Here is a 21,322-nt window from a genome sequence, read left to right as displayed (position 1 = left end):
TCGATCTCGGCCAGGCTGCGGGCGGCGATGGTGCGCAGGACGGCGGCGGGGGTGTCGCGGGCGCGTTCCAGGGCGGCGCAGTCGTCCGGTTCCAGGTGCGGGGAGACGACCAGGCGCATGCGTCCGCGCCGGAGCGCCAGGCTCGCGACACCGCGGGCGGCCAGTGCGAGGCCGGCGCTGGTGAAGTAGCCGGCGGCGCGGCGGTAGAGCACGGCGGCTTCGAGGCAGGGAACGAAGAAGGCACGCACCAGGTCGTCGCGACCGGTGCGGTAGGTGAGTTTCAGCGGGAGGTCGGTGAGGCTAGGCACTGATGGACCGCGCCGCTCGGTGATCACTGGACTGGGTTCTGATAGTCTTGCTGGGACTGGCTCAGTGCCGACGCAACCAGGCATCCAGGTCGGTAACCGCGGTGAAATCCAGCAGCGCCTCACCCAGGGCTTCGATGCGCTCCTCGATTCCCGGGGGCAGTGAGCCGAAGCGGCGCCGGAGCAACTTTTGAATTAGGGCGGAGGCTTCCACATGGCGGCCTTCCTCGCGGCCTTCCTCGCGGCCAATTTCGCGGCCTTCCAGGTGGCCGCGTTGATACCCGATGCGTTCGACAGAGGTGACGTAAGGCATGGTTTTGTTGCACTCCAGGGTGGTGAGTTCCTGCCAGAGTTTGTTCTCCAGATCCGGCGGCAGCCGCATCATCCAATCGATGACGGCGAAAAGATCAATGATCCGCTGCCTGTCCCAGTCCCGTTCGTAGAGTAGTCGGGCGAGTCGCCATTTTGCCGCATATCGGCGTTGCGCGTCGCCCCGAGTCAGACGGGTCAGCAGATGTGCGGCGGTGACGAGGGCAAAGGGGTTGGGGTCCGCGAGCAGGGCTTCCAGCCGGGCCGCGTAGTCGAGGAGCTTGATCAGCGGATATTCCAGGACGTGCCGACAACCGAAGAGATCCCAGCCGAAGGCACTCGGACGCCAGGTGGAGTTGTCGTCCGCCAGCACGGCGAGGCTGGCGACGGGCCGGTCGTAGCGCTCAAAAAGCCGGCAGTTGTAGGTGAACATCCGCTTGGCGAAGGCGCTGTCGTGGCCACCCTGGATCTCGATATGGATATAGACCCAATCCTCGGTGCCATCGGACCGGTGGACGCAGACGAGCTTGTCGACATAGCGCTTGCCCAGTTCGGCATCCTGAACGACTTGGGCCAATTCCTTGTCAAGGAATTGATAGCCGCGGGTCCAGTCGATTCCGGCGTCGGCGTCAGGAAAGTAAAAGCCGAGGAACTCCGGGAAGTGGTGCTCCAGGGCATTCTTCCAAGGGGTGTCATTGTCGGTTGCGGGAGTCGGCTGGTCGGCAGTTTCGGCCATGGATTGATCTCGGATTGGGGCGCTTTGGTCATCATGCCGGCCATCGCGCTACCCATGACTTCGCTGTAGGCTGGGCAGAGCGCAGCGAAACCAATCAAACAACGCTTGGCCTTAGCTCTGACGATGGGTTTCGCTGCGCTCAACCCATCCTACGGGAATACGCTCACAGTCTCTGGAGTCGTGTCGCGAGCGCGACTTTAGGCGCGGTGCGGCGGTCGGAATAACGATCAAGGCCGGTCACTCCACCGCCCGCCCCTGGGCGAAATAACGAGCCAGGAAGGTATCGAAATCCACATCATCGGCGGACTCGATCGCCGCGCGGCGGCGGTTGGACTCGGCGGCAAGCTCGGCGAACAGGGTCTCGCGCTCGGGGGTCAGGGTGCGCGCGCGTAGGCGCGCCCGATGGGCGCTGGAATAGCGCTCGGCCAAGGCGAAAAACGACTCACCGGTGGCGCGCAATTCGGCCAACATGAGCGCGGAGGGGGTGCAGTCGGGGTCGGCCGCCTTGTCGCGCTGGCGAATCAGGCTGCGAGTGCGCGGGCCATCCGCAACACCGTCGAGCAATTCGGCCACCGGCGCCATGGCCTCCAGCACCTCCCCCGCCCAACGGCGCAACGCGACCGGTGTCCCGCCGCGGTTGAGCGTCAGCCCGGGCTCGCGCCCACGGTGGGCGGTGCGGACCTGGTTGTCGTCGATGGCGCACCGCTCAGCGGGGGTGACACGCGGGCTGTCGCCGAGCAGACAATAGAGCATCAGGGTCTCCAGGAACAGGAGTTGCTCCATCCCCACCCCGATCGGCTCGAAGAGATTGAGATCCACCGAGCGCAATTCGACATAGCGAATACCGCGGCGGCGCAAGGCCAGGCTCGGTTTCTCCATCCAGTCGATGATCTGCTTGGGTCGCACCGAGCTATAGTATTCGTTCTCGATCTGCAAGACCGAGGCATTGAGCTGCTCATAGCGGTTACCCACCTTGACCCCCATCTGTTCGTATTGGGGACAGGTGGTCTCGATCGCCCACGTGAGGCTGCGGATATAGGCATCCAGGCTGTCATAATTGGCCTTGAGGCCAGTGCCCTGCTCTTGCTGGTTCTGGTAGCCGATATCACCCATGCGCAGCGAGGTGGCATAGGGGTAGTAGAGGGTATTGGCATCGAAGGGAACCAGGTCGGTGTCGCGCCCCTGTACAAAGCTCCGACACACCGCCGGCGAGGCGCCGAAGAGATAGGGTACCAGCCAGCCGAGCCGCAGCAGGTTGCGGATCATGGCCATATAGGACTCGGAGCGGAACGCCCCGAAATCCCCCCGGTCCCCTTCCTGGTCCTGGTAGAGCCGCCAGAAATCGTCGCCGAAGGAAAAGTTGAAATGGACGCCGGCGATCAACTGCATGGTTCGCCCATAGCGGTTACCCAGGCCACGGCGGTAGACCGTCTTCATGGTCGCGGCGTTGGAGGTCCCGTAGCGGGCCAGCGGTATGTTGCGCGCGCCGTCCAACACACAGGGCATGCTGGTGCCCCAGAGCAGGTCGTCCCCCAGGTGGCGATACACGACGGTATGGATGTCGGCAAGAAAGTCGAGCACCGCCGCGGAGTCACCCAGGGCCGGGGTCACCAGCTCGATGAGTGCCTCGGAAAAGTCAGTGGTGATGTGCGGATGGGTCAGGGGTGAGCCGAGTCCGGGCGGATGGGGGCTGGCGGCGAGACGCCCGGTCGGAGAAACTCGCAGTGACTCCTTCTCCAGACCGATGCGGTTACCCTTCAGCGCCTGCGCCAAGTCATCTGACTGCGCGGCACGTTCCAGCGCGCGTAGGCGCTGAACCAGAGTAGCGGAGGAAGCGTTCACGGTGCGGTCCTTGTTTGTCATTGCGTGGAAAAAGCACTCGCACCCGCGGCGCGGAGCGCCTGAGACATACGTGTCACCGCATAGTGGTGTCACGAGCAATAGCCTTGATCATCGCTGCGACCATTGGCGCTCGCGGCGCAGAACGCCTGACTCATGCGTGACACCGCACAGCGGTGTCACGGGCGCCATATTTTAGCCAACTGAATTTTGGCCCAGCGGGCCAAGATTCAGTTGCGCATGGCGGCCTTGGGTCGGGTCGCGCCCTCCGCTTGGATGCCATCGGCTAGCACCCGCGCGGCCTCTTCCACCTGGATGCGGGCGATCGCATTGCGCTGGGCGTCGAGTGCATCCTCGTCGACTTGGTCTGAGTCCTCCTTCACCGGGGTAATGCCGCGGGCGCGCAGGAAGCGGTCCTTTTCGTCCTCGAACAGGGTGCGCCGGTGCTTGTCCTCGGTGCGCCGGTCGGCCTCGCGCAGCGAAATGCGCTTCTCTTCCTTGATCTCGCGCAGCACTTGATTGCGCCGCTCCAGCATCTGGAAGCCAGGGTCCTGGCCGATCCGCCGGACGGACGCCCGGGTGAGCGCAGCCGCGTCGGGGATCTGGGCGCGGTGATAATCGGCCGCATCAATACGGGCCCAAGGCAGCGGATTGTGCAACGAGCGTTCGCCGTGATCACCGGAATCGTCGGCGGCCGGGAAGTGTACGTCCGGCTCCACCCCCTTCAACTGGGTGCTGCCCCCGCTGACGCGGAAGAACTCTGCCATGGTGAGACGCAGGCGACCCAGATCGGTCTGGTCCCCGGGCACATAGCGGTTGAGATCGACCAGGGTCTGCACGGTGCCCTTGCCGAAGGTCGGCTCACCGATCACCAGTCCCCGACCATAGTCCTGGATCGCGCCGGCGAAGATCTCGGAGGCAGAGGCGCTGTCGCGATCCACCAGCACCGCCAGGGGCCCAGAGTAGGCCACACCGGGGTCCGTATCGCGCTCCACCTCGACCTTGCCGAAGGTGTCCTTGACCTGGACCACCGGCCCGGTGTCGATGAAGAGCCCGGTGAGCGAGGTGGCCTCGGCCAGAGAACCGCCGCCGTTGCCGCGCAGGTCGATCACGACCCCGTCGACCCCCTGCCCAACCAGCTTGGTCAGGAGTTGCCGCACGTCACGAGTGGTGCTCTTGAAGTCGCGTTTGCCCTTGGTCTCGGCGTCAAAGTCACGGTAGAACACGGGCAACTCGATCACCCCGATCTTGAGCCCGGGGGCGTTGGGCAGGTCTTTGATGATGGACTCCTTGGCGGCTTGATCCTCGAGCTTGATCTCGTTGCGCACCAACGACACCTCGCGGGCACCGCCCTCGTGAGCGCCGGTCTGGGCCAGCAGTTGCAGACGCACCACGGAGCCCTTGGGACCGCGGATCTTGTCCACCACGTCCTGCAGCCGCCAACCGACCACGTCCTCGACCTTGCCGTCCAGGCCCTGAGCGACGCCGATGATGCGATCCCCGGCGGACACCTGGCCGGAGTCCCGCGCCGGTCCGCCAGGGATCGTGCGCTGGATGACCGTGTACTCGTTGTCGGAACGCAGCACCGCACCGATCCCCTCCAGCGACAACTTCATACTGATGTCGAAGTTCTCGGAAGTGGCCGGCGACATATAGCTGGTGTGGGGCTCCAGGGTCTCGGTGTAGGCACTCATGAAGGTCTGGAAGACGTCTTCGCCGGTGAACTGCTGGATGCGCCGGGCCAGGCTGTCGTAGCGCTGGCGCAGCCGCTCACGGATGTCGTCGTCGCCTTTGCCGGCGATGCGCAGGCTCAGGAAGTCATTCTTGACTCGCTGACGCCAGATCTCGTCGAGCTCCGCATCGGTCTTGGCCCAAGGCGCCTTGGAGCGGTCGAAGGCGTAGCTCTCGTTGGCGGTGAAATCGAACTTGCCTCCAACGAGCTTCAGGGCATAGGCGACTCGCTCGTCCACCCGCATCCGGTAGACGCGAAAGATATCGAAGGCACTGTCAAGCTCGCCGCGCCGCAGGTTGTCGTTGAGGCGGCGGGCGCCACCCTCGAAGCGCTCAACGTCCCGCGCCAGGAAGAAGGACCGGTTGGGGTCCAGTGCCTCCAGATAATTGTCGAGCACCGCGCGGGCAAAGGCATCGTCGAAGGTCACTTTGCGATAGTGGTAACGCTCCAAGACCTTGTTGATGACGATTGCGGTCTTGGCCTGCGCCTGGGTGGGAAACAGTTCGGAGAGTGATACCTGCCGCGGCGAGGCACCGGCCACCCAAGCGCTGAAACAGAGTGCCACGGCGGTCAGAAACAGGGGTAGGCGGGGTCTCATGAAGATGCTCGATAAAAGTGACTGAAGAAGACCGATAAGTGAAGCGAAAACAGGCACTGCCGGTAGATTCCAGAGAAAGCCGGCGGGGACCGGTGCGAATCAGGATCACACTAAGCGACGAAACCTGCGACGCGGCCGGCCCGGCCCGCCGCGAAGGTATTATCTCACGGTAGAGGTCGGGCAGGAGGATTTCAACAAGTTAGATTGCCTCTCACGCAAAAAAACTGCTCCCGGTGGGCGGCCCCAGCCAGATGAGACTCGCCATCCGCCCGGTAACACCGTCGCGGCGGAAGGAGAAAAAGCGCTCGGGGTCCGCATAGGTACAGTCGCCGCCGCCGAAGACCCGCGTCACCCCGGCCCGGGCGAGCCGGGCGCGGGCCAACGCGAAGAGGTCCGCCAGCCAGCAATCGCCCGGACCGGCGTGGAAGGCGCAGCCGTCCGCCGGGTCAGTCGCGAGGAAGGCCGCACGCACCTCGGGTCCCACCGCGAAAGACGCAGGACCGATCGCCGGACCCAGCCAGGCCAAGATATCCAAGGGGGACTCGCCCAAGGCACTGATCGTATCTTCGATCACCCCCGCGGCCAAGCCGCGCCAACCGGCATGGACGGCCGCCACCCGGCGCCCGCGCCGATCGCACAGGAGCAGCGGCAGGCAATCGGCGGTCAGCACCGCACACACCGCACCGCTCTGCCGGGCGATGGCGGCATCCGCGGTACAACCAAGGTCCGCGGTGGCCAGCTCCGCCACGGCGCACCCGTGGACCTGCTTGAGCCACAACGGCTCGGCGGGCAAGTTGAGCGCGGCGCTCAGCCGCGCCCGGTTAAGGGCGACCCGTCCGGGCTCATCCCCCACATGATCACCCAGGTTTAGACTAGCCCACACCCCGGTACTCACGCCGCCCAGCCGGGTGGTGCAACAGGCCTGGACCCAGGGGGGGGCCGGCCAGTCAGGTCGGATCAGTTGCACGTGCCCTCTCCCGTCGGAAGCACTCGATCAGAGACTCAAGATCGGCCGCCATGGGGACCTCCCAGACCAGCGGCCGGCCGGTCTCGGGGTGATCGAGTCCGAGGCGGATGGCGTGCAGGGCCTGTCGCCCAAACGCCTGGATGGCCGCGGTCAAGGCCGGGTCGCAGCCCTTGGGCGGCCGCGGGCGCACCCCGTAGACCGGGTCGCCCAGCAGCGGGTGGCGCACATGGGCCAGGTGCACCCGGATCTGGTGAGTGCGCCCGGTCTCCAATTCCACCCCGAGCAAACAGTGACCTGGATAGCGTTCCAACACCCGGTAACGGGTGAGTGCCGCACGAGCGCCGGCGACCACGGCCATGCGGGTGCGCTGGGTCGGGTGCCGACCGATAGGGGCTTCCACCGCGCCGCCGGCCACCAGGTCGCCGACCACCAGCGCCCGATATTCCCGGTGAACGCTGCGGCGCTTGAGCTGCTCAACCAGTGAGCAGTGGGCCCGGAGCGTCTTGGCCACCACCAGCAGCCCGCTGGTGTCCTTGTCTAACCGATGCACAATCCCCGCCCGCGGCAGGGCGGCCAGCCCAGGGGCATGGTGCAGCAAGGCATTGAGCAGGGTACCGTCCGGGTTCCCGGCGGCGGGGTGGACCACCAGCCCCGCGGGCTTGTTGATCACCAGGATCGACGTATCCTCATAGACGACGTCAAGCGCAATCGCCTGCGGCAAGTCCCGACCATCCCCGCGCAGCTCGACATCCAGGCAAACCGCCTCGCCACCCCAGACGCGGTCGCGACAGCGGCGCGGGGCCCCGTCCACCAAGACCTGTCCGGCCTCGATCCACTGCTGGACGCGACCGCGGGAAAACTCCGGCCAGGCCTGCGCCAGGGCCTGATCCAGGCGCAGGCCGGCACAGGCGCCGTCCAAGCGCAGCCCGCGCTGCACCCGAACCGCCGGCTCGACACTCATGGGCACCCCCGTGCAACAATCGGCACGGGGCCGGGACCCGGCCCCGTGCCATCGGGTATACTCACCGGCTTAAAATATTGGTAACTTGCCGACATGAGCCGCACCCTAACACGACTGGCCACTTTGCTGCTGATTGCGTTCCTGATCGGGACCCTCGGCGGCTGCTCCATGTTCAAAGGCAAGGAGTACGACGACACCGAAGGTTGGAGCGCCTCCAAGCTCTACGCGGAGGCCGCGTCCGAGATGGACTCGGGCGGCTACAAGAAGGCGATCGAACTCTACGAGAAACTCGAGTCCCGTTACCCCTTCGGCCGCTACGCCATGCAGGCCCAACTCGACGTCGCCTACGCCAACTATAGGGCAGAAGAGCCGGAGGCCGCCATCGCCGCGGCCGACCGCTTCATCAAGCTCTACCCCCAGAATCCGTATGTCGATTACGCCTACTATATGAAGGGCATAATTAACTACAACCGCAGTGTCGGCTACCTGGACCGCTACGTCCCCACCGACGCCTCCCAGCGCGACCCCGGCTCCGCCCTGGACGCCTTCACGGACTTCTCGGAGCTGGTCAAGCGCTTCCCGGACAGCAAGTATGCCGTCGATGCCCGCCAGCGCATGGTCTATCTGCGCAACAACCTGGCGCACAACGAGGTCAACGTGGCCAGCTACTACATGAAGCGCGGGGCCTATGTGGCCGCGGCGAACCGCTGCACCTATGTGATCGAGCATTATCAACGCACCAGTGCGGTCAAGGAGGCACTCGAGGTCCTGGTGGCGGCTTACAAGGCACTGGGTGAGGAGAAACTGGCGGCCGATGCACAACGAGTCCTGGACGTCAACCGCAAGGCCGGGCGCTTCGTCTCGGACGAACCGGCCCCTGGCGAGGTGACCCTCGGCCGCAAGTTCTGGGACTATCTGGAGCTCGACCGGAACTAGCCCCTTAAGATCGAGGGTTTCGCGGGCGTATGCCGCCACGGCGGATACGCCCCAGGCGGATGGTCTGCACGACCATCTGATTCACCAGCCAGGCGTTCCAGGCCACGGCGCCCGCGGTCAGCAGCAGGAACAGGGCCTGCTGCACCACGCCACCGAGGGCGGACCGGGGCTGCTCCAAAAAGTCGAGCAGCAGGAGCGACCAGGGTAGAGCCGCGCTGGTGAGAAAGAATGCCTCGTGGTCATACTCGGGCGGCAGCACATGGAGCACGCGCCCGAGGACCAGCCCGGCGAGGAAGTACCACAGGACCAGGGTGAGGGTAATTTCGACGAGGCGTTTGCTGTTCATTTGAGCAAATGCAGGATCAGCACGTGCAGATAACGCTCGATCGCGCGGCGCTCGCGCTTGCCCATGTCTTCCAATTCTTCCCCAATATGCACCGCATCGATCTCCCTGGGGCGGCCTTGGCGCAAGAGGTCCGCGTTGCCGGTCAGCCAGGCATACAGGTCTTGTTCGTAGTCGGCGGGTGCAGTGGCGAGGGTCGACATGGGACGGCACCTGGGTCAAGAGCCAATGAATGCCTATTTTATCAGGAACTCTGCGACGCGTCGGGCCGCGACCGGCTGAAGCCTCGACCTCCAGCGGCATCCCCGGCCGTTTCCCGCTTGCCGACTCAAGCCAAAAGTGGCTATTCTAACGCCTCAAGCATCACAACCGATGTCTCGCGCATGCTCACCGCCGCCCAACTCCGAGCCGCCCGCGCCCTGCTGGGTCTCGACCAACGCCGTCTCGCCGAGGCAGCGGGGTTGTCGCTGCCGACCATCCAGCGCATGGAGGCCAGCGAGGGCAACGTGCGCGGGAACGTCGACTCGCTGGTCAAGCTGGTGGATGCACTGGAGCGGGCCGGGGTCGAGTTCATCGCCGAGGGTGCTGCCACTGGCGTCGGCGGGCGCGGCGTACGTCTGAAGACACCGACCGCCACATCGGAGCTAAGCCCTGAACAGATTGGGGAGTCGCGAACGGAGTCGGCACCATGACGATGGAGACCGCCCTGGCCCTGGCGGGACTCGCGGTCGTGCTGGCCCTCACCTCCGCGGCGGTGTCGCTGCTCGCCAAGCGGGTGCCCGCAACGCTACGCACGGTAGCCACGCCACTGCTCGGGTTGGCCGGGCTGGCGGCCCTGGCAGCAGGCCTCGCCGCGCTGGTCCTCGGGGGCTCGATCCAGACAACGCTGCCGCTCGGGCTCCCCTGGCTGCCCTGGCATATCCGACTCGACGCCCTGGCCGGGTTCTTTCTGCTGCTGATCGGGGTCGTGACCTGCGCCGTCGGGCTCTATGGCCCGGCCTATGTCCGCGGTTTCGAGCACTCAGAGGATTCACTCACCGCCTTAGGCGGATTCAGCGGTCTCTTCGTGACCGGCATGTTGATGGTGGTGCTGGCGGACGACGCCTTCCTGTTTATGGTCGCCTGGGAACTGATGTCGCTCTCGTCCTATTTCCTGGTTGCCTACCACCACGAACACGGTGCCAACCGACGCGCCGCCTTCCTGTATCTGCTGATGGCCCATGTGGGCGGACTCATGATCCTGCTGGCCTACGGGGTGCTGGCGGCCTTCGGTACCGGCTTCTCATTCAACGAACTGCGCGTGGCCCAACTGCCGCCGATGTGGGCTGGGGTGGCCTTCACGCTGGCCTTCGTAGGCTTCGGCATGAAGGCTGGCCTGGTGCCGCTGCATGCCTGGCTGCCGGCCGCCCACCCGGTGGCCCCGTCGCATATCTCGGCCCTGATGTCCGGGGTCATGCTCAAGGTGGCGGTGTACGGCTTCATCCGCGTCGTGTTCGACCTGATCGGTGAGTTCCCCTGGCAATGGGGTGTGGCGGTGCTCAGCATCGGCAGCGTCTCGGCCCTGTACGGCGTACTCGCGGCCATGATGCAGAGCGACCTGAAGCGGCTGCTCGCCTATTCATCGGTCGAGAACCTGGGGATCATTTTCATCGGGTTGGGCCTGAGCCTGCTGTTTCTCAGCACGGGCTTCCGCGCCCTGGGCGCCTTGGCCTTCGTCGCCGCCCTGTATCACTGCCTGAATCATGCGGTGTTCAAGGGACTGCTGTTCCTCGGGGCCGGGGCCATCCTGCACAGTACCCACGAGCGCGACCTGGATCAGATGGGCGGGCTCTTGCGCCGCAAGCCCTGGACTGGACTCTTCTTCCTGGTCGGGGTCTTGTCCATCTCCGCCCTCCCCCCCTTCAACGGCTTCGTCTCCGAGTGGCTGACCTTCCAGGCGGCACTCCAGGCCTGGCAACTGGAGAGCGGGGTGCTGCGTAGCATCGTCCCCATCGTCTCCGCGGTCCTGGCCCTGACCGGGGCACTGGTGGCGGCCACCTTCGTCAAGGTCTACGGGGTCGCCTTCCTCGGCCAGGCGCGCTCGCGCCATGTGCGCCGCGCCCGCCGGGGGCCCTGGGGCATGCAGGCGGGTCAGGGCTGGTTGGCCGTGCTGTGCCTGCTGCTCGGGGCCTTCCCGACCTGGGCCATCCAGCTGATCGACGCGGTGCCCCGCGAGGTGCTCGGCAGCGGCCTGCCCCAGGCCGGCACCCACGGCTGGCTGTGGCTGACCCCAGTGTCGGCGCAGACCGCCAGCTACAGCGGCCCGCTGGTAGTGCTGATGCTCGCCGGGATCGGCCTGACGGCCTTCTGGGGGCTCAACCACCTGTGGGCACGCGGCGCGCCGGTGCGTTGGGTGCGTCGGGGTGACGCCTGGGACTGCGGCTTCGCCCCCCCGTCGCCGCGGATGCAGTACACCGCCACCGCCTTCGCCCAACCGATCCGCCGGATCTTCGGGCTACTGTTTACGATCGACGAATCGGTCACGGAGCAGGAGGACGGCACCACCCGCCATCGGCTGAAGATCGGCGACCGCTTCTGGGGGTGGCTCTATCTGCCCATCGCGGATGCGGTGGAATCGGCGGCAAAACGGGTGGTCCGGCTGCAATCGGGCAGTGTCCGGGTCTATCTCGGCTGGACGCTCGCAACCCTGGTGGGGCTCCTATGGATCATTACCTGACCCTGCCCGGCTGGGGCATCGCGTTCGTCCAGTCATTCCTGTACATCGCCCTGGCACCGCTCTTGGTGGGCTGGGTGCGCAAGGTCAAGGCACGCCTGCAAAACCGGCGCGGGGCACCCTTGCTCCAGGCCTATCGGGACCTCTACAAGCTCCTGGCCAAGGAGGTGCGCGTCGCCCATACCGCTTCCCCACTGTTCCGCGCCGCGCCCTATATCGTCTTTACCGCCACCTGGATGGCGGCGGCGACGGTCCCCCTGCTGGTGGTGGACCTGCCCACCGCGGCCATCGCCGACATCATCGTGCTGGTCGGGCTGCTGGCCCTGGCCCGCGTGTTCCTGGCCCTCGCGGGGATGGACGTGGGCACCGCCTTCGGCGGCATGGGGGCGTCGCGGGAGATGATGATCGGGGCCTTGGCCGAGCCGGCCATGCTGATGGCGGTCTTCACGCTCACCATGACCGCCCATTCCACCAACCTGTCGAGCGTGATCGACCAGCATCTGGCCGATGGCTTCATGCTGCGCCCGTCCTATCTATTCGCCCTGGGCGGGCTGGTACTGGTGGCCATCGCCGAAACCGGCCGCATCCCGGTGGACAACCCGACGACCCATCTGGAACTGACCATGATCCATGAGGCCATGCTGCTTGAGTATTCGGGGCGGCACCTGGCCATGATGGAGTGGGCGGCCCAGATCAAGCTCCTGCTCTACGGGACCCTGATCGCCAATGTATTCCTGCCGTGGGGGATCGGACGCGGGGTCAGCGCCGCCGCCTTGGGGTTGGGGCTGGCCGCGGTGCTGGCCAAACTCGCGGTGCTCGGGGTGGCCCTGGCCGTGGGTGAGACGGTACTCGCGAAGATGCGGATCTTCCGCGCCCCCGCCTTTCTGAACCTGGCGCTCCTGCTGTCGCTGCTGGGGCTGTTGAGCCATGTGATCCTGGAGGTGGGGGCATGAACATGACTACGCTGCCGCTGCTCCAGCAATTGGTGCTGGTGCTGGCGGCGATCGTACTGTTCCTGTCCTTTGTGCTGCTGGCCCAGACCCGGCTGATCTCGGCGATCCACGCCTTTGCCTGGCAGGGCGCGCTGGTAGCGGCGGTGACCTCGGTGGTCGCAGCGACCGGACAGGTGCCGCACCTGTATTTCTCCGCAGCGCTGACGCTGGCACTCAAGGCGATCCTGATTCCCTGGATGCTGCACCGGCTGGTGCGCCGCCTGCAACTGGAGCGTCACACCGAGTCACTGCAGAGCCCCACGCTCGTGACCATGGCCGCGGTGGCCCTGGTGATCTTCAGCTATTGGCTGGTGCTGCCCATGATCCAGGCGGAACTCACCTTCACCCGCAACATCGTTGCAGTCAGTCTCGCGGTGGTGCTGATCGGGCTCCTGATGATGGTCTTCCGCACGCAAGCGGTGGCCCAGGTGCTGGGATTCATGTCGATGGAGAACGGGCTCTTCCTGGCCGCCGTGTCGGCCACCGGCGGCATGCCGCTGGTGGTGGAGTTGGGGGTCGCCTTCGACGTGCTCGTGGCGATGGTGCTGTTCGGCGTCTTTTTCCTGCAGATCCGCGAGAGCATCGATTCACTGGACGTGGACCGGCTCAATCGATTGAGCGAAACCCCTGGTGAGACCAGGACGGAGGGCCAGTGAACGCGCTGACGCTGGTCTTGCTGACACCGCTCCTGGGGGCACTGGTGTTGGGCCTGATCCGCCCGGCGGCGCCCGCTGGCTGGTTCAATCTGGGCGTCTCGGTGGTCTCACTGGGGGCGGCGCTGTGGCTCGGCTGGACGGTGGCACTGGTCGGTGACGCGGTCGACACTGGGCCCGGTTCGATCACCGGTTCCCTCTCCGGCGGCATCGCCGGTCTGGCCTTCCGGGTCGATGCATTCAACGTCTATCTGGTGGTATTGACCGCCTTCGTCGGACTGACCACCAGCATCTTCTCCCGCCCCTACATGCGCCACGTCATCGACACCGGGCGCATCGGCCCGAACCGGCTGCGCACCTATCATTCCATGTACCAGCTCTTCATGTTCACGATGCTGGTCGCGCTCACCACCGACAACCTGGGTGTCATGTGGGTCGCGGTGGAGGGGGCGACGCTCGCGACCGTGCTGCTGGTGTCACTCTACCGCACGCCGGAGGCGGTTGAGGCTGCCTGGAAATATTTCATCCTGTGCGGCGTCGGCATCGCGCTCGCACTGTTCGGCACCGTGCTGACCTATTTTGCCGCCCAACAGGTGATCAGCGACCCCGCGGCCGGTCTGAACTGGAGCACCCTTTACGCCGAGGCCGGACGGTTGGAACCGGCGGTGATGCGGCTCGCCTTCGTCTTCCTGCTGGTGGGCTACGGGACCAAGGTCGGCCTGGTGCCCATGCATCAATGGCTGCCCGATGCCCACTCCGAGGGCCCCACACCGATGTCCGCGGTGCTCTCCGGGCTGTTGCTCAACGTCGCACTGTACGCGGTGGTGCGGCTCAAGATGCTGGTGGACGGCTCACTCGTACACAGTAGCTCCCCGCACCTGGCCGGCTACCTGCTCATGGGGTTCGGCCTCGTCTCATTCATGGTCGCGGGTCTCTTCCTGCACCGCCAGCGCGACATCAAGCGCATGTTCAGCTACTCATCCATCGAGCACATGGGACTCATGACCTTCGGCTTCGGCCTGGGCGGACCGCTCGCCACCTTCGGCGCTCTGCTGCACATGCTGGTGCATTCGCTGACCAAGTCCGCGATCTTCATCACCGTCGGTCACGCCGCCCACATCGCCGGCACCCAGTCGATCGAGCACATCCGCGGCCTGATCCGCACCCAACCGGCGGTCGGCTGGTCGCTCCTGATCGGGGTCGCGGCGATTGCCGGCTTCCCGCCCTTCGGTGTTTTCATGAGCGAATTCCTGCTACTCACGGCCACCATGAAGACGGCGCCCTGGTTCACGCTGGCCCTGCTCTCCGGGCTCGCGGTCGCCTTTGCGGGGCTGTTCCGGCACCTGCACCCCATGGTCTACGGCATTCCCCCGGAGGGCCAACGCCCGGTCGAGGCCAATATGATCCCGGTGGCGGTCCACCTGACGCTCGTACTGTGGCTGGGGCTGGCGATCCCGGCGTTCCTGGCCAATTGGCTGGACCGCGCCACCGGGTTGATCACCGGAACCCGTCTGCTGTGACCTCCCGCAGGGCATCGCTACACATGAACCTCATGCAACGTCAATCGGACCTGCGACCATGAGCCGACGCGACTGGCTCCCGGACTTTCTGGCCCGACTGGCGGCCGAGCACCTGCTCGCCCGTGCGGCGGATGAAGCGCTCCTGGCACCGGCGCTGCGACTGGTACTGGACCCGGAGGACTGGGGCGCCGCGGCCAAGGTCGCGGCGCACATCGGACTGCGCCACGCAGGGGTATGGGCCGACGCGTCCGAGGGCGCCGGTGTCCCGGCCAGCTTTGCCGCCAACCTCGTCGCGGGCGTTGCCGCCGACCTCGACGGCGAACACGACCCGCAACGCATCGCCGTCTATGCCTGCCTGGAGCACCTGGGGGGCTATCTGGTCCTGGAGACCGCGGTACCCCTGGAGCGCCCGGTCCTCCCCTCGCAGACCCCGCATTACCCGGGACTGGACCGCCTGGAGCGCCACTGCCACGACCTGACCGGGGTGGTCTTTCAGGGCCACCCCGATCCGCGTCGCTGGACCCGTCACCAGGCCTGGGAAGAAGACGCGTTTCCACTGCGCACCGACTTCCCGACGGCCGGACGCTCCGGCGGCCGTGTGCCGGCAGATGCCGACTACCCCTTCCTGACGGTCCAGGGCAGTGGGGTCTACGAGATCCCGGTAGGCCCGGTCCATGCCGGTATCATCGAGCCCGGGCACTTCCGCTTCCAGGCCATGGGCGAGGAGGTGCTGCGCCTGGAAGAGCGCCTGGGCTATGTCCACAAGGGCATCGAGAAGATCGCCGAGGGGCGCGACCCGGAGGGGCTCGCCCGGCTGGCGGCGCGGGTTTGCGGCGACTCCACGGTCGCCCACACCTGGGCCGCCTGTCAGGCCATGGAACGCGCCACCGCGTGTGCCGCCCCACCCCGCGCCGACTGGCTGCGTGCATTGATGGCCGAGCGCGAGCGCGTCGCCAATCACCTCGGCGATATCGGCGCGATCTGCAACGACGTGGGCTTCAGCTTCGCCCATATGCAGTGCGCGCGCCTGCGCGAACTGTGGCAGCGGCGCAGTCGCGAACTCTTCGGACACCGGCTGATGATGGACGCCATCTGCCCCGGCGGCGTGGCCGCCGACCTGTCGGCGGACGCATCGGCGCTGTTGCAGGCGGATCACATGGCGCTGCGCGCGGCGGCGATACCGCTGTTCGACGTCATCGACGATCACCCTTCGCTCAACGACCGCCTGATCACCACCGGGCACCTAAGCACCGCGCAGGCCCGCAACCTGGGCTGCACCGGCAGCGTCGGCAAGGCGAGCGGCCTGGCCTTCGACGTGCGCCGTGACTGCCCCTACCCGCCCTACGACATGCTGGAGGTCGTGGTGCCGCAGGAGAGCGACGGCGATGTCGCCGCCCGGGTGCGGGTACGCATGACCGAGATCCAGGAAAGCCTGATCCTGATGGACCGTTTGATCAGGACCCTACCGACGGGAAAGATCCGCGTCCCCTTGCGCCCGGCACCACCCGGGGCGGTCGGTCTCGGGTTGGTCGATGGCTGGCGCGGGGAGATCATGACCTTCGTGCGCTTTGATACCGACGGAGGCATCGCCCGCTTTTTCCCGCGCGACCCGAGTTGGTTCACCTGGCCGGCCCTGGAGCAGCTGATCATGGGCAACATCGTCCCGGACTTCCCGGTGTGCAATAAATCGGTCAATGGGTCCTATTCGGGCGAGGACCTATAACCGCCATGTTTCGCATACTCAAGCAATCACTGAAAACCGGCGTCGTCACCGAGGCGGCGCCCGCCACCGATGATGCGGAGCTGGAACGGCTCGGTATCGAGCTGCGGCGCCACGTCCATGCCCGGCTCGGGCGCAGCCTCGCCATTCGCCAGGTCGATGCGGGCTCCTGCAACGGCTGCGAGCTGGAGATCCATGCGCTCAACAACCCCTATTACGACCTGGAGCGCTTTGGCCTGCACTTCGTCGCCTCCCCGCGCCACGCCGATGCACTGCTCGTGACCGGCCCGGTCTCCCGGCACATGGAGACGGCGCTGCGCCGCACCTGGGCCGCGACCCCGATACCGAAGCTCATCATCGCAGCCGGCACTTGCGCCTGCGACGGCGGTGAATTCGGCGTCTCCTATGCCAGCCGCGGGGCGGTGGAGAACGTCATACCGGTTGACGTGAAGATCCCCGGCTGCCCGCCCGCGCCGTTGGAACTGCTGCGGGGGTTGTTGGCGGCCATTGCGCCGGGTGCGGCACCGAGCGCCGATCCGGGCGATCACCAGAACGACTAGACCTTTCCAGGCGAGACTTGCACAAACGCTAAGAACAAGGACGCAGACCCCGACGATGCAGCCCGAACAGCTTAAGCCCTGTGCAGCCATCCGCGGTATCATCCCCGATGACTTGGTGACTGTACTCAACGGAAATCGTCTGCTACTTATGCGGTCGCGATGGTCAGGGTTTCGTAAGCGATATCCACCGATTCGACCGCGACCTCGTTGCCCTCGGAATTCAGCTCAGTACCGGTGATCTTGGTCGGCCAGGCGTTGTTGAGGGTCCAGGTCATCTTCGGGCTGCCGGTCTCGTCGAGCAGATTGATCACCACGGTGCAACGGGCGATGGTGTTCAGCTTGATCTCGTTGTACCAGTCCCAGAATTTCTCGTCGTTGACGAAGATGCCCTTGCGCATGGTGACATTGCCGACCCGGCTCAGACCGGGCATCTTGATCGGATAGCAGATCGGGCTGTTGCCGTGGCGGTACTCGATCACCTGGGTCTCGCTCTCCAGGCCGTCGACCTCCTGGAAGCTCACCGAATCGTCCTCGCCCAATTTGACCGAGAAATAGAACTTGGGCAAGGGCCATACGTTGTCTTGAACTTCACCTGTCATGGCGACTCCTCATTGTGGAATAGTGTGAATGCGGGCGATGGCGCTGGGCACGGATCAGGCCACGCCCTCCATCTTCTGCTTGAAGGTCAGCTCGATGAACTCGGCCGGATGAATCATCTGCACGGTGACCTGCACGACCATGTAACCGTTGAGGATGTCCAGGCCGGTCATGGTGCTGCCAAGCCCGCACTGCACCGAGAAGGCCTCGTCGGCCTTGGCCCCCATCAAACCGCCCTGCGCCCACAAGCCCTGCAGGAAGTTGGAGACCATCGCGACCACCGCGGTCCAAGTGTTGCCGTCGTTAGCGGCGAACACGCACGGCTGCAACGCGGCCTTGATCGACTGCTCGATGTAGATCAGCGTGCGCCGCACCTGGATGTAGCGGTAATCGTTGCTGTTGCCGTCCAGGGTACGCGCACCCCAAACGATGGTGCCGCGCCCGACGAAATCGCGAATCGCGTCCACGGCCTTGCCGTCCACCGGCACGTTGAGGTCGCCCTGCTGCTGGTCGGTCAGCCTATAGGTCGGCCCGTTGACGTTGCTCACCGCGATGTTGGCCGGTGCGTTCCAAACGCCGCGACTGTTGTCCACGGTGGTGAAGACCCCTGCGATCGCCCCACTCGACGGCAGGATGCTGGCCTTGTCGGCGATGATGCTCAAGATGTCGCCCAGCAGTGGCAATGCGCCCAGCAGGTTCCGATTGCTGGTCTTTCCCCCGTCGGTGCTCGCCCATTCGGCCGCGATTTTCGCGATGTCGGCGCAAATCCGGCGAAAGCTGGTATCGCTGTAAACGTCTTCAGTGTACCTATTTCCATCGGTGACTATACCGTCCGCGCGATACAGGGAGTAGTCCTGCCAACCCAGTATTTGCATCAAGATGGGCCTGGATGTCTCGGCGATGTTGTCGTAGCTATAGTCCGTGGCATCGACCACGCTGGTGTCGAGAAACGGGAAATAGCCCATGCCGTAGCTCAGGTTCTCCGAGCCGACGTCCGTCCGGAACTGCGCGATAATCTGATCCAGCGTTGTCTGGTCTGTTGCGGACAGACTGCCGTAGACGTCGAGGATCGCCACCCGGTCTTGCAGACTCCCCGCCTGCTTCAGCATCGCATCCACCACTGCCTGAAAATCACCCGATACCCACGCCGGGCCCTTATCCGGGTCTGTTGGCGGAAGCAGCACCGCATCGGGAACCACCAACATGGTCGGCCCGGAGATGTCGGCAACGGCCGCCAAACCATCGAGCAGGGGCTGCTTTTCCACCTTGTTGTCGTCAGGACTGTAGCGACCTACCGAAACCACGTACGCGTTGCCGCCACCATTGGCGTAGAAGAGCTTCAAGCTTTGGTACAGGTTAAATTGGGTTGTGCCTTGTTGTTTCAGGCGGTAGTAGGCCGGTTTGGGTACATCCGGGTCGCTCTGATCGATCACCTTGAAGTCGTATTTTCCGGCATTAATGTCGCCATCGACTGTGACTGCAACGATATCGTAGGTGGGCTGATAGGCGAATCCAAATATCTCCGTATAGTCCGCAAGGCTGGAGATCTTGACCGGTTTGAGATAGACCGGTTGGCCGCTGATCTCGGCCTTCTCGGTGTAGCCGATGAAGGCCGGCACGGCGGTCTGCACACCCACAACGGAGGGCGGAAAGGCGCTCAACTCGGTGAGATAGACGCCCGGTGTGGTGAGTTGATTGAACTTGGGACCTGCCATCGTTGCCTCCGTATCAGGTGGTGGACGAAGTCGAGGCGATGCGGTGAGCCGCTGACGCGCGCGGGTACCAGCCCCTCGATCACGTCCGACTCGCCGCTTGCGCCTCTTGGGATAAACGAGGCGGACGGGCGAGGTGTATGCGAGACCACCGCAGCACTCGGGATCGGGCGCAGAACGGTGCAGACGTGGCGTCGTCGGTGGACGCCTAACACCGAGGGTAGCGCTGAGATGCTTGTCCAATGCCCCACCATCCGGCGCACCCCCGACCTTCACCCCGGAGCAGATGTTCGCGATTATCGCGTTAGCCTCTGAGCCCCCACCGGACAGCGGGCGTGAGATGACGCATAGACCCAGCGCGAACTCGCGGGAGCATGCCCATCGTTCAGCACTAGCGACTTAAGGTGCTATTCGCCGCGCGCGCACAACGGGCTCGGTCATGGCCGGACGCGCACCGCACTTGACGAAGAAATTGCTTGTGGACTAAGCCGATCCTGGCTGCGACGCTTGGGCTGCAGCGGGATTGGTCGAAGACAGGGGAAAGTAACGCGGGAGTCCACCCGGGCGATGGGCACCCGGGTGTATGCAGGTCGGCGAGGCACTGATTCTGCATCCGAGCAACTCCTGGCAAGTGGCCCAAAGGATTTTTCAAACGTGATTTTGAGTGTACGCTGATTTCCGTTTTGCTGTCGAGCGCCATGTGCTCAGGCAGCCACTCCAGATTTGACCGAGATAACGCGGTGCGATCGCCGGGAACGGTATCAAAGGGGGTCGACACGGACCATAAGACAGCGATCTCGCAAACAAGCTTGGGGTCGAATCGCCGCCGACGGGGCGGACGATGGGACGGAGGAGGTGGGGAGCGGACGTGCGCGGCCTTCAGGCTCCTGAAATCCGATACCGGCCGCATCGGCCTGGCCAGCGTCGAGCATGAAGCCGCGAAGCTGAGCCTGTTGCGGGCCTTGGAACTGCCCGCCAGGGCCTGGACGGACACCGCGCCGAAACTGTTGCCCCGTTACCGCGCCCGGGCGGCAACGGAGTCGGTGCGCGACCTGCGACGCCCTGCCCTCGCGGTGCGCTAAACCCTACTGTCGGAGTCTTACTGGCAGCGCCGCGGCGAGATCACCGACGGACTCATCGATTTCCTCGTCCAGCTCGTCCATCGTTTCTCGCTGGCGGGCGATGTAATCACCGGGGCCACGGCGCGTGCAAGGTGCGTGGTCACCGCTGGCAGAGGCAAGCGTGTCGGGGCCGCCTGATCTTCGACTGGACCCGGATTCATCCAATTCCCTCGTTCTGCTGACCCGTGCCCTCTTCGTCTTGGGCGCATCGCACAGCGAGCTTGCCGAACTGATCGGTCGACTTGGTCATCCATTCGCCGCCACCGACGAGACCCAGATGGTCCTCGCGGAGGGGGCCTAGGGCAGCCCCGAGTTGCAGCCGCTCGGCGGTGAGACCGCAGTGACGGCCATCGCGGGGCTGTGGAGCGCCTGGCCGGCAGCGCAGGCCGAGACCGCTGGGGCACTACACCCCAACCTCGCTGACGCCAGTGCATCAGCCGTACGGCTTAACCGCCAGGCATGGAAGAGCGTCGGCACATCGGTGCGCCACTCGCGCAGCACCACCGATACCGCCAGGTCTTCCAAGCCAGCCAGGATACCCAGAGCGAGCACCAGCATTATCCCAATCCCGTCGGACTGCAAGACCAGCAGCGAATAGAACGCGAGGAACAGCGCGAACCCCCACACCTTAGACGACCACAGGTGATAGCTCGCCTCGCGGCGGAATTTGGCATAGGCGAAAGCATACCGAGCAACTCCCAGCCCGGCCAGGACAGCGATGAGTCCTGCGTGCCGGGCGATCACCTGCGGGTACAGCCACCAGAGCGCGAACAGTGCGGCCAGATGGAACAGCAAGTCCACCAGTGAATCGAGTCGCCGCAACCGGGGCGTGACGATGTTCAGGTGCCGCGCAATCGCGCCATCGAAATAGTCTGACACGGCAGCGACGGCCAGACAGGCGGCGAAGGCGACCGGCACTGGGGCAAAAAGCGCCAGCAGGACGACACCCAGCGCGAGACCCGCGCGCAGCAGGGTGAGCAAGAGAGGGATCTGGGTCACACTCAGCAA

The 21,322-nt window shown here is 65.2% G+C and carries 19 protein-coding genes and 1 pseudogene; 9 read left to right on the top strand and 11 right to left on the bottom strand.

From position 1 onward, the window contains the following. From QZY44_RS24850 to rluD, 6 genes and pseudogenes are all read right to left on the bottom strand, one after another. A pseudogene (locus tag QZY44_RS24850) lies at window positions 1–308 on the bottom strand (DNA phosphorothioation system restriction enzyme); the annotation flags it as partial. Between the two features lie 61 nt (window positions 309–369). Next, window positions 370–1,350 carry a DUF4351 domain-containing protein gene (locus QZY44_RS24845; RefSeq protein WP_295454472.1) on the bottom strand — a complete coding sequence of 327 codons (981 nt, stop codon included), beginning with the start codon at window positions 1,348–1,350 and terminating at the stop codon, window positions 370–372. A gap of 237 nt (window positions 1,351–1,587) precedes the next feature. Further along, window positions 1,588–3,213, bottom strand: a complete 1,626-nt coding sequence (gene gshA / locus QZY44_RS24840) for a glutamate--cysteine ligase (RefSeq protein WP_295454469.1) — start codon at window positions 3,211–3,213, stop codon at window positions 1,588–1,590. Between the two features lie 206 nt (window positions 3,214–3,419). Beyond that, window positions 3,420–5,519, bottom strand: a complete 2,100-nt coding sequence (locus tag QZY44_RS24835; RefSeq protein ID WP_295454467.1) for a carboxy terminal-processing peptidase — start codon at window positions 5,517–5,519, stop codon at window positions 3,420–3,422. 211 nt (window positions 5,520–5,730) lie between these two features. Continuing rightward, complete coding sequence (pgeF, locus tag QZY44_RS24830; RefSeq protein ID WP_295454464.1) at window positions 5,731–6,486, bottom strand: peptidoglycan editing factor PgeF; 756 nt, start codon at window positions 6,484–6,486, stop codon at window positions 5,731–5,733. Continuing rightward, window positions 6,467–7,447: a 23S rRNA pseudouridine(1911/1915/1917) synthase RluD gene (rluD, locus tag QZY44_RS24825; protein ID WP_295454462.1), complete on the bottom strand. Its 981-nt coding sequence runs from the start codon at window positions 7,445–7,447 to the stop codon at window positions 6,467–6,469. Before rluD ends, pgeF begins: the two co-directional genes overlap by 20 nt. 93 nt (window positions 7,448–7,540) lie before the next feature. Between rluD and QZY44_RS24820 the strand changes: the two genes are divergently transcribed. Next, on the top strand, window positions 7,541–8,383 hold the full coding sequence (locus tag QZY44_RS24820; RefSeq protein WP_295454460.1) for an outer membrane protein assembly factor BamD: 843 nt from the start codon (window positions 7,541–7,543) through the stop codon (window positions 8,381–8,383). 4 nt (window positions 8,384–8,387) lie between these two features. Here QZY44_RS24820 and QZY44_RS24815 read toward each other — a convergent pair whose 3' ends face one another. Both QZY44_RS24815 and QZY44_RS24810 read right to left on the bottom strand, forming a co-directional pair. Further along, on the bottom strand, window positions 8,388–8,729 hold the full coding sequence (locus tag QZY44_RS24815) for a hypothetical protein (RefSeq protein ID WP_295454458.1): 342 nt from the start codon (window positions 8,727–8,729) through the stop codon (window positions 8,388–8,390). Continuing rightward, entirely contained in the window at window positions 8,726–8,929 is a 204-nt protein-coding gene (locus tag QZY44_RS24810; RefSeq protein ID WP_295454455.1) for a DUF29 family protein, read from the bottom strand. The genes QZY44_RS24815 and QZY44_RS24810 overlap by 4 nt, the downstream gene beginning before the upstream one ends. Before the next feature lie 180 nt (window positions 8,930–9,109). On the opposite strand from QZY44_RS24810, the gene QZY44_RS24805 reads away from it, so the two are divergent. Genes QZY44_RS24805 through QZY44_RS24775 form a run of 7 tightly spaced genes read left to right on the top strand, consistent with a single transcriptional unit; the run spans window position 9,110 to window position 16,884 of the window. Further along, window positions 9,110–9,418 (top strand): helix-turn-helix transcriptional regulator, encoded by a 309-nt coding sequence (locus QZY44_RS24805; RefSeq protein ID WP_295454453.1) that lies wholly within the window; start codon window positions 9,110–9,112, stop codon window positions 9,416–9,418. After that, on the top strand, window positions 9,415–11,442 hold the full coding sequence (gene hyfB / locus QZY44_RS24800) for a hydrogenase 4 subunit B (protein WP_295454451.1): 2,028 nt from the start codon (window positions 9,415–9,417) through the stop codon (window positions 11,440–11,442). Before QZY44_RS24805 ends, hyfB begins: the two co-directional genes overlap by 4 nt. After that, the gene (locus tag QZY44_RS24795; RefSeq protein WP_295454449.1) at window positions 11,427–12,392 is read left to right on the top strand and encodes an NADH-quinone oxidoreductase subunit H; all 966 of its coding nucleotides are present in this window, start codon (window positions 11,427–11,429) and stop codon (window positions 12,390–12,392) included. Before hyfB ends, QZY44_RS24795 begins: the two co-directional genes overlap by 16 nt. Further along, window positions 12,389–13,087 carry a formate hydrogenlyase gene (locus QZY44_RS24790; protein ID WP_295454446.1) on the top strand — a complete coding sequence of 233 codons (699 nt, stop codon included), beginning with the start codon at window positions 12,389–12,391 and terminating at the stop codon, window positions 13,085–13,087. The genes QZY44_RS24795 and QZY44_RS24790 overlap by 4 nt, the downstream gene beginning before the upstream one ends. Continuing rightward, complete coding sequence (locus QZY44_RS24785) at window positions 13,084–14,604, top strand: hydrogenase 4 subunit F (RefSeq protein WP_295454442.1); 1,521 nt, start codon at window positions 13,084–13,086, stop codon at window positions 14,602–14,604. Before QZY44_RS24790 ends, QZY44_RS24785 begins: the two co-directional genes overlap by 4 nt. Before the next feature lie 58 nt (window positions 14,605–14,662). Further along, window positions 14,663–16,327, top strand: coding sequence for an NADH-quinone oxidoreductase subunit C (locus tag QZY44_RS24780; protein ID WP_295454440.1), 1,665 nt, complete (start codon window positions 14,663–14,665; stop codon window positions 16,325–16,327). A 5-nt stretch (window positions 16,328–16,332) separates the two neighbouring features. Beyond that, window positions 16,333–16,884 carry a hydrogenase gene (locus tag QZY44_RS24775; protein ID WP_295454438.1) on the top strand — a complete coding sequence of 184 codons (552 nt, stop codon included), beginning with the start codon at window positions 16,333–16,335 and terminating at the stop codon, window positions 16,882–16,884. 146 nt (window positions 16,885–17,030) lie between these two features. On the opposite strand, the gene QZY44_RS24770 is transcribed toward QZY44_RS24775, so the two are convergent. Then, window positions 17,031–17,483 (bottom strand): phage tail protein, encoded by a 453-nt coding sequence (locus QZY44_RS24770; RefSeq protein WP_295454435.1) that lies wholly within the window; start codon window positions 17,481–17,483, stop codon window positions 17,031–17,033. A gap of 54 nt (window positions 17,484–17,537) precedes the next feature. Continuing rightward, window positions 17,538–19,100: a phage tail sheath C-terminal domain-containing protein gene (locus QZY44_RS24765; protein ID WP_295454433.1), complete on the bottom strand. Its 1,563-nt coding sequence runs from the start codon at window positions 19,098–19,100 to the stop codon at window positions 17,538–17,540. Window positions 19,101–20,435: 1,335 nt separating this feature from the next. On the opposite strand from QZY44_RS24765, the gene QZY44_RS24760 reads away from it, so the two are divergent. Beyond that, window positions 20,436–20,615 carry a hypothetical protein gene (locus tag QZY44_RS24760; protein ID WP_295454431.1) on the top strand — a complete coding sequence of 60 codons (180 nt, stop codon included), beginning with the start codon at window positions 20,436–20,438 and terminating at the stop codon, window positions 20,613–20,615. Here the strand turns inward: QZY44_RS24760 and QZY44_RS24755 are convergent. Then, entirely contained in the window at window positions 20,612–21,313 is a 702-nt protein-coding gene (locus tag QZY44_RS24755; protein WP_295454428.1) for a CDP-alcohol phosphatidyltransferase family protein, read from the bottom strand. The genes QZY44_RS24760 and QZY44_RS24755 overlap by 4 nt on opposite strands. Between the last annotated feature and the right edge of the window lie 9 nt (window positions 21,314–21,322).

This window comes from uncultured Thiodictyon sp. (assembly GCA_903837595.1).
Taxonomy (GTDB): domain Bacteria; phylum Pseudomonadota; class Gammaproteobacteria; order Chromatiales; family Chromatiaceae; genus Thiodictyon.
Note: the sequence above shows the minus strand (reverse complement) of the source record. Positions and strands in the feature narration are given on the sequence as shown.

Bases quoted from the DNA above. Each gene is read 5' to 3' on its own strand.
- QZY44_RS24845 (WP_295454472.1), bottom strand. From the start codon at position 1,350: ATGGCCGAAACTGCCGACCAGCCGACTCCCGCAACCGACAATGACACC.
- gshA (WP_295454469.1), bottom strand. From the start codon at position 3,213: ATGACAAACAAGGACCGCACCGTGAACGCTTCCTCCGCTACTCTGGTT.
- QZY44_RS24835 (WP_295454467.1), bottom strand. From the start codon at position 5,519: ATGAGACCCCGCCTACCCCTGTTTCTGACCGCCGTGGCACTCTGTTTC.
- rluD (WP_295454462.1), bottom strand. From the start codon at position 7,447: ATGAGTGTCGAGCCGGCGGTTCGGGTGCAGCGCGGGCTGCGCTTGGAC.
- QZY44_RS24820 (WP_295454460.1), top strand. From the start codon at position 7,541: ATGAGCCGCACCCTAACACGACTGGCCACTTTGCTGCTGATTGCGTTC.
- QZY44_RS24815 (WP_295454458.1), bottom strand. From the start codon at position 8,729: ATGAACAGCAAACGCCTCGTCGAAATTACCCTCACCCTGGTCCTGTGG.
- QZY44_RS24810 (WP_295454455.1), bottom strand. From the start codon at position 8,929: ATGTCGACCCTCGCCACTGCACCCGCCGACTACGAACAAGACCTGTAT.
- QZY44_RS24805 (WP_295454453.1), top strand. From the start codon at position 9,110: ATGCTCACCGCCGCCCAACTCCGAGCCGCCCGCGCCCTGCTGGGTCTC.
- hyfB (WP_295454451.1), top strand. From the start codon at position 9,415: ATGACGATGGAGACCGCCCTGGCCCTGGCGGGACTCGCGGTCGTGCTG.
- QZY44_RS24795 (WP_295454449.1), top strand. From the start codon at position 11,427: ATGGATCATTACCTGACCCTGCCCGGCTGGGGCATCGCGTTCGTCCAG.
- QZY44_RS24790 (WP_295454446.1), top strand. From the start codon at position 12,389: ATGAACATGACTACGCTGCCGCTGCTCCAGCAATTGGTGCTGGTGCTG.
- QZY44_RS24780 (WP_295454440.1), top strand. From the start codon at position 14,663: ATGAGCCGACGCGACTGGCTCCCGGACTTTCTGGCCCGACTGGCGGCC.
- QZY44_RS24775 (WP_295454438.1), top strand. From the start codon at position 16,333: ATGTTTCGCATACTCAAGCAATCACTGAAAACCGGCGTCGTCACCGAG.
- QZY44_RS24770 (WP_295454435.1), bottom strand. From the start codon at position 17,483: ATGACAGGTGAAGTTCAAGACAACGTATGGCCCTTGCCCAAGTTCTAT.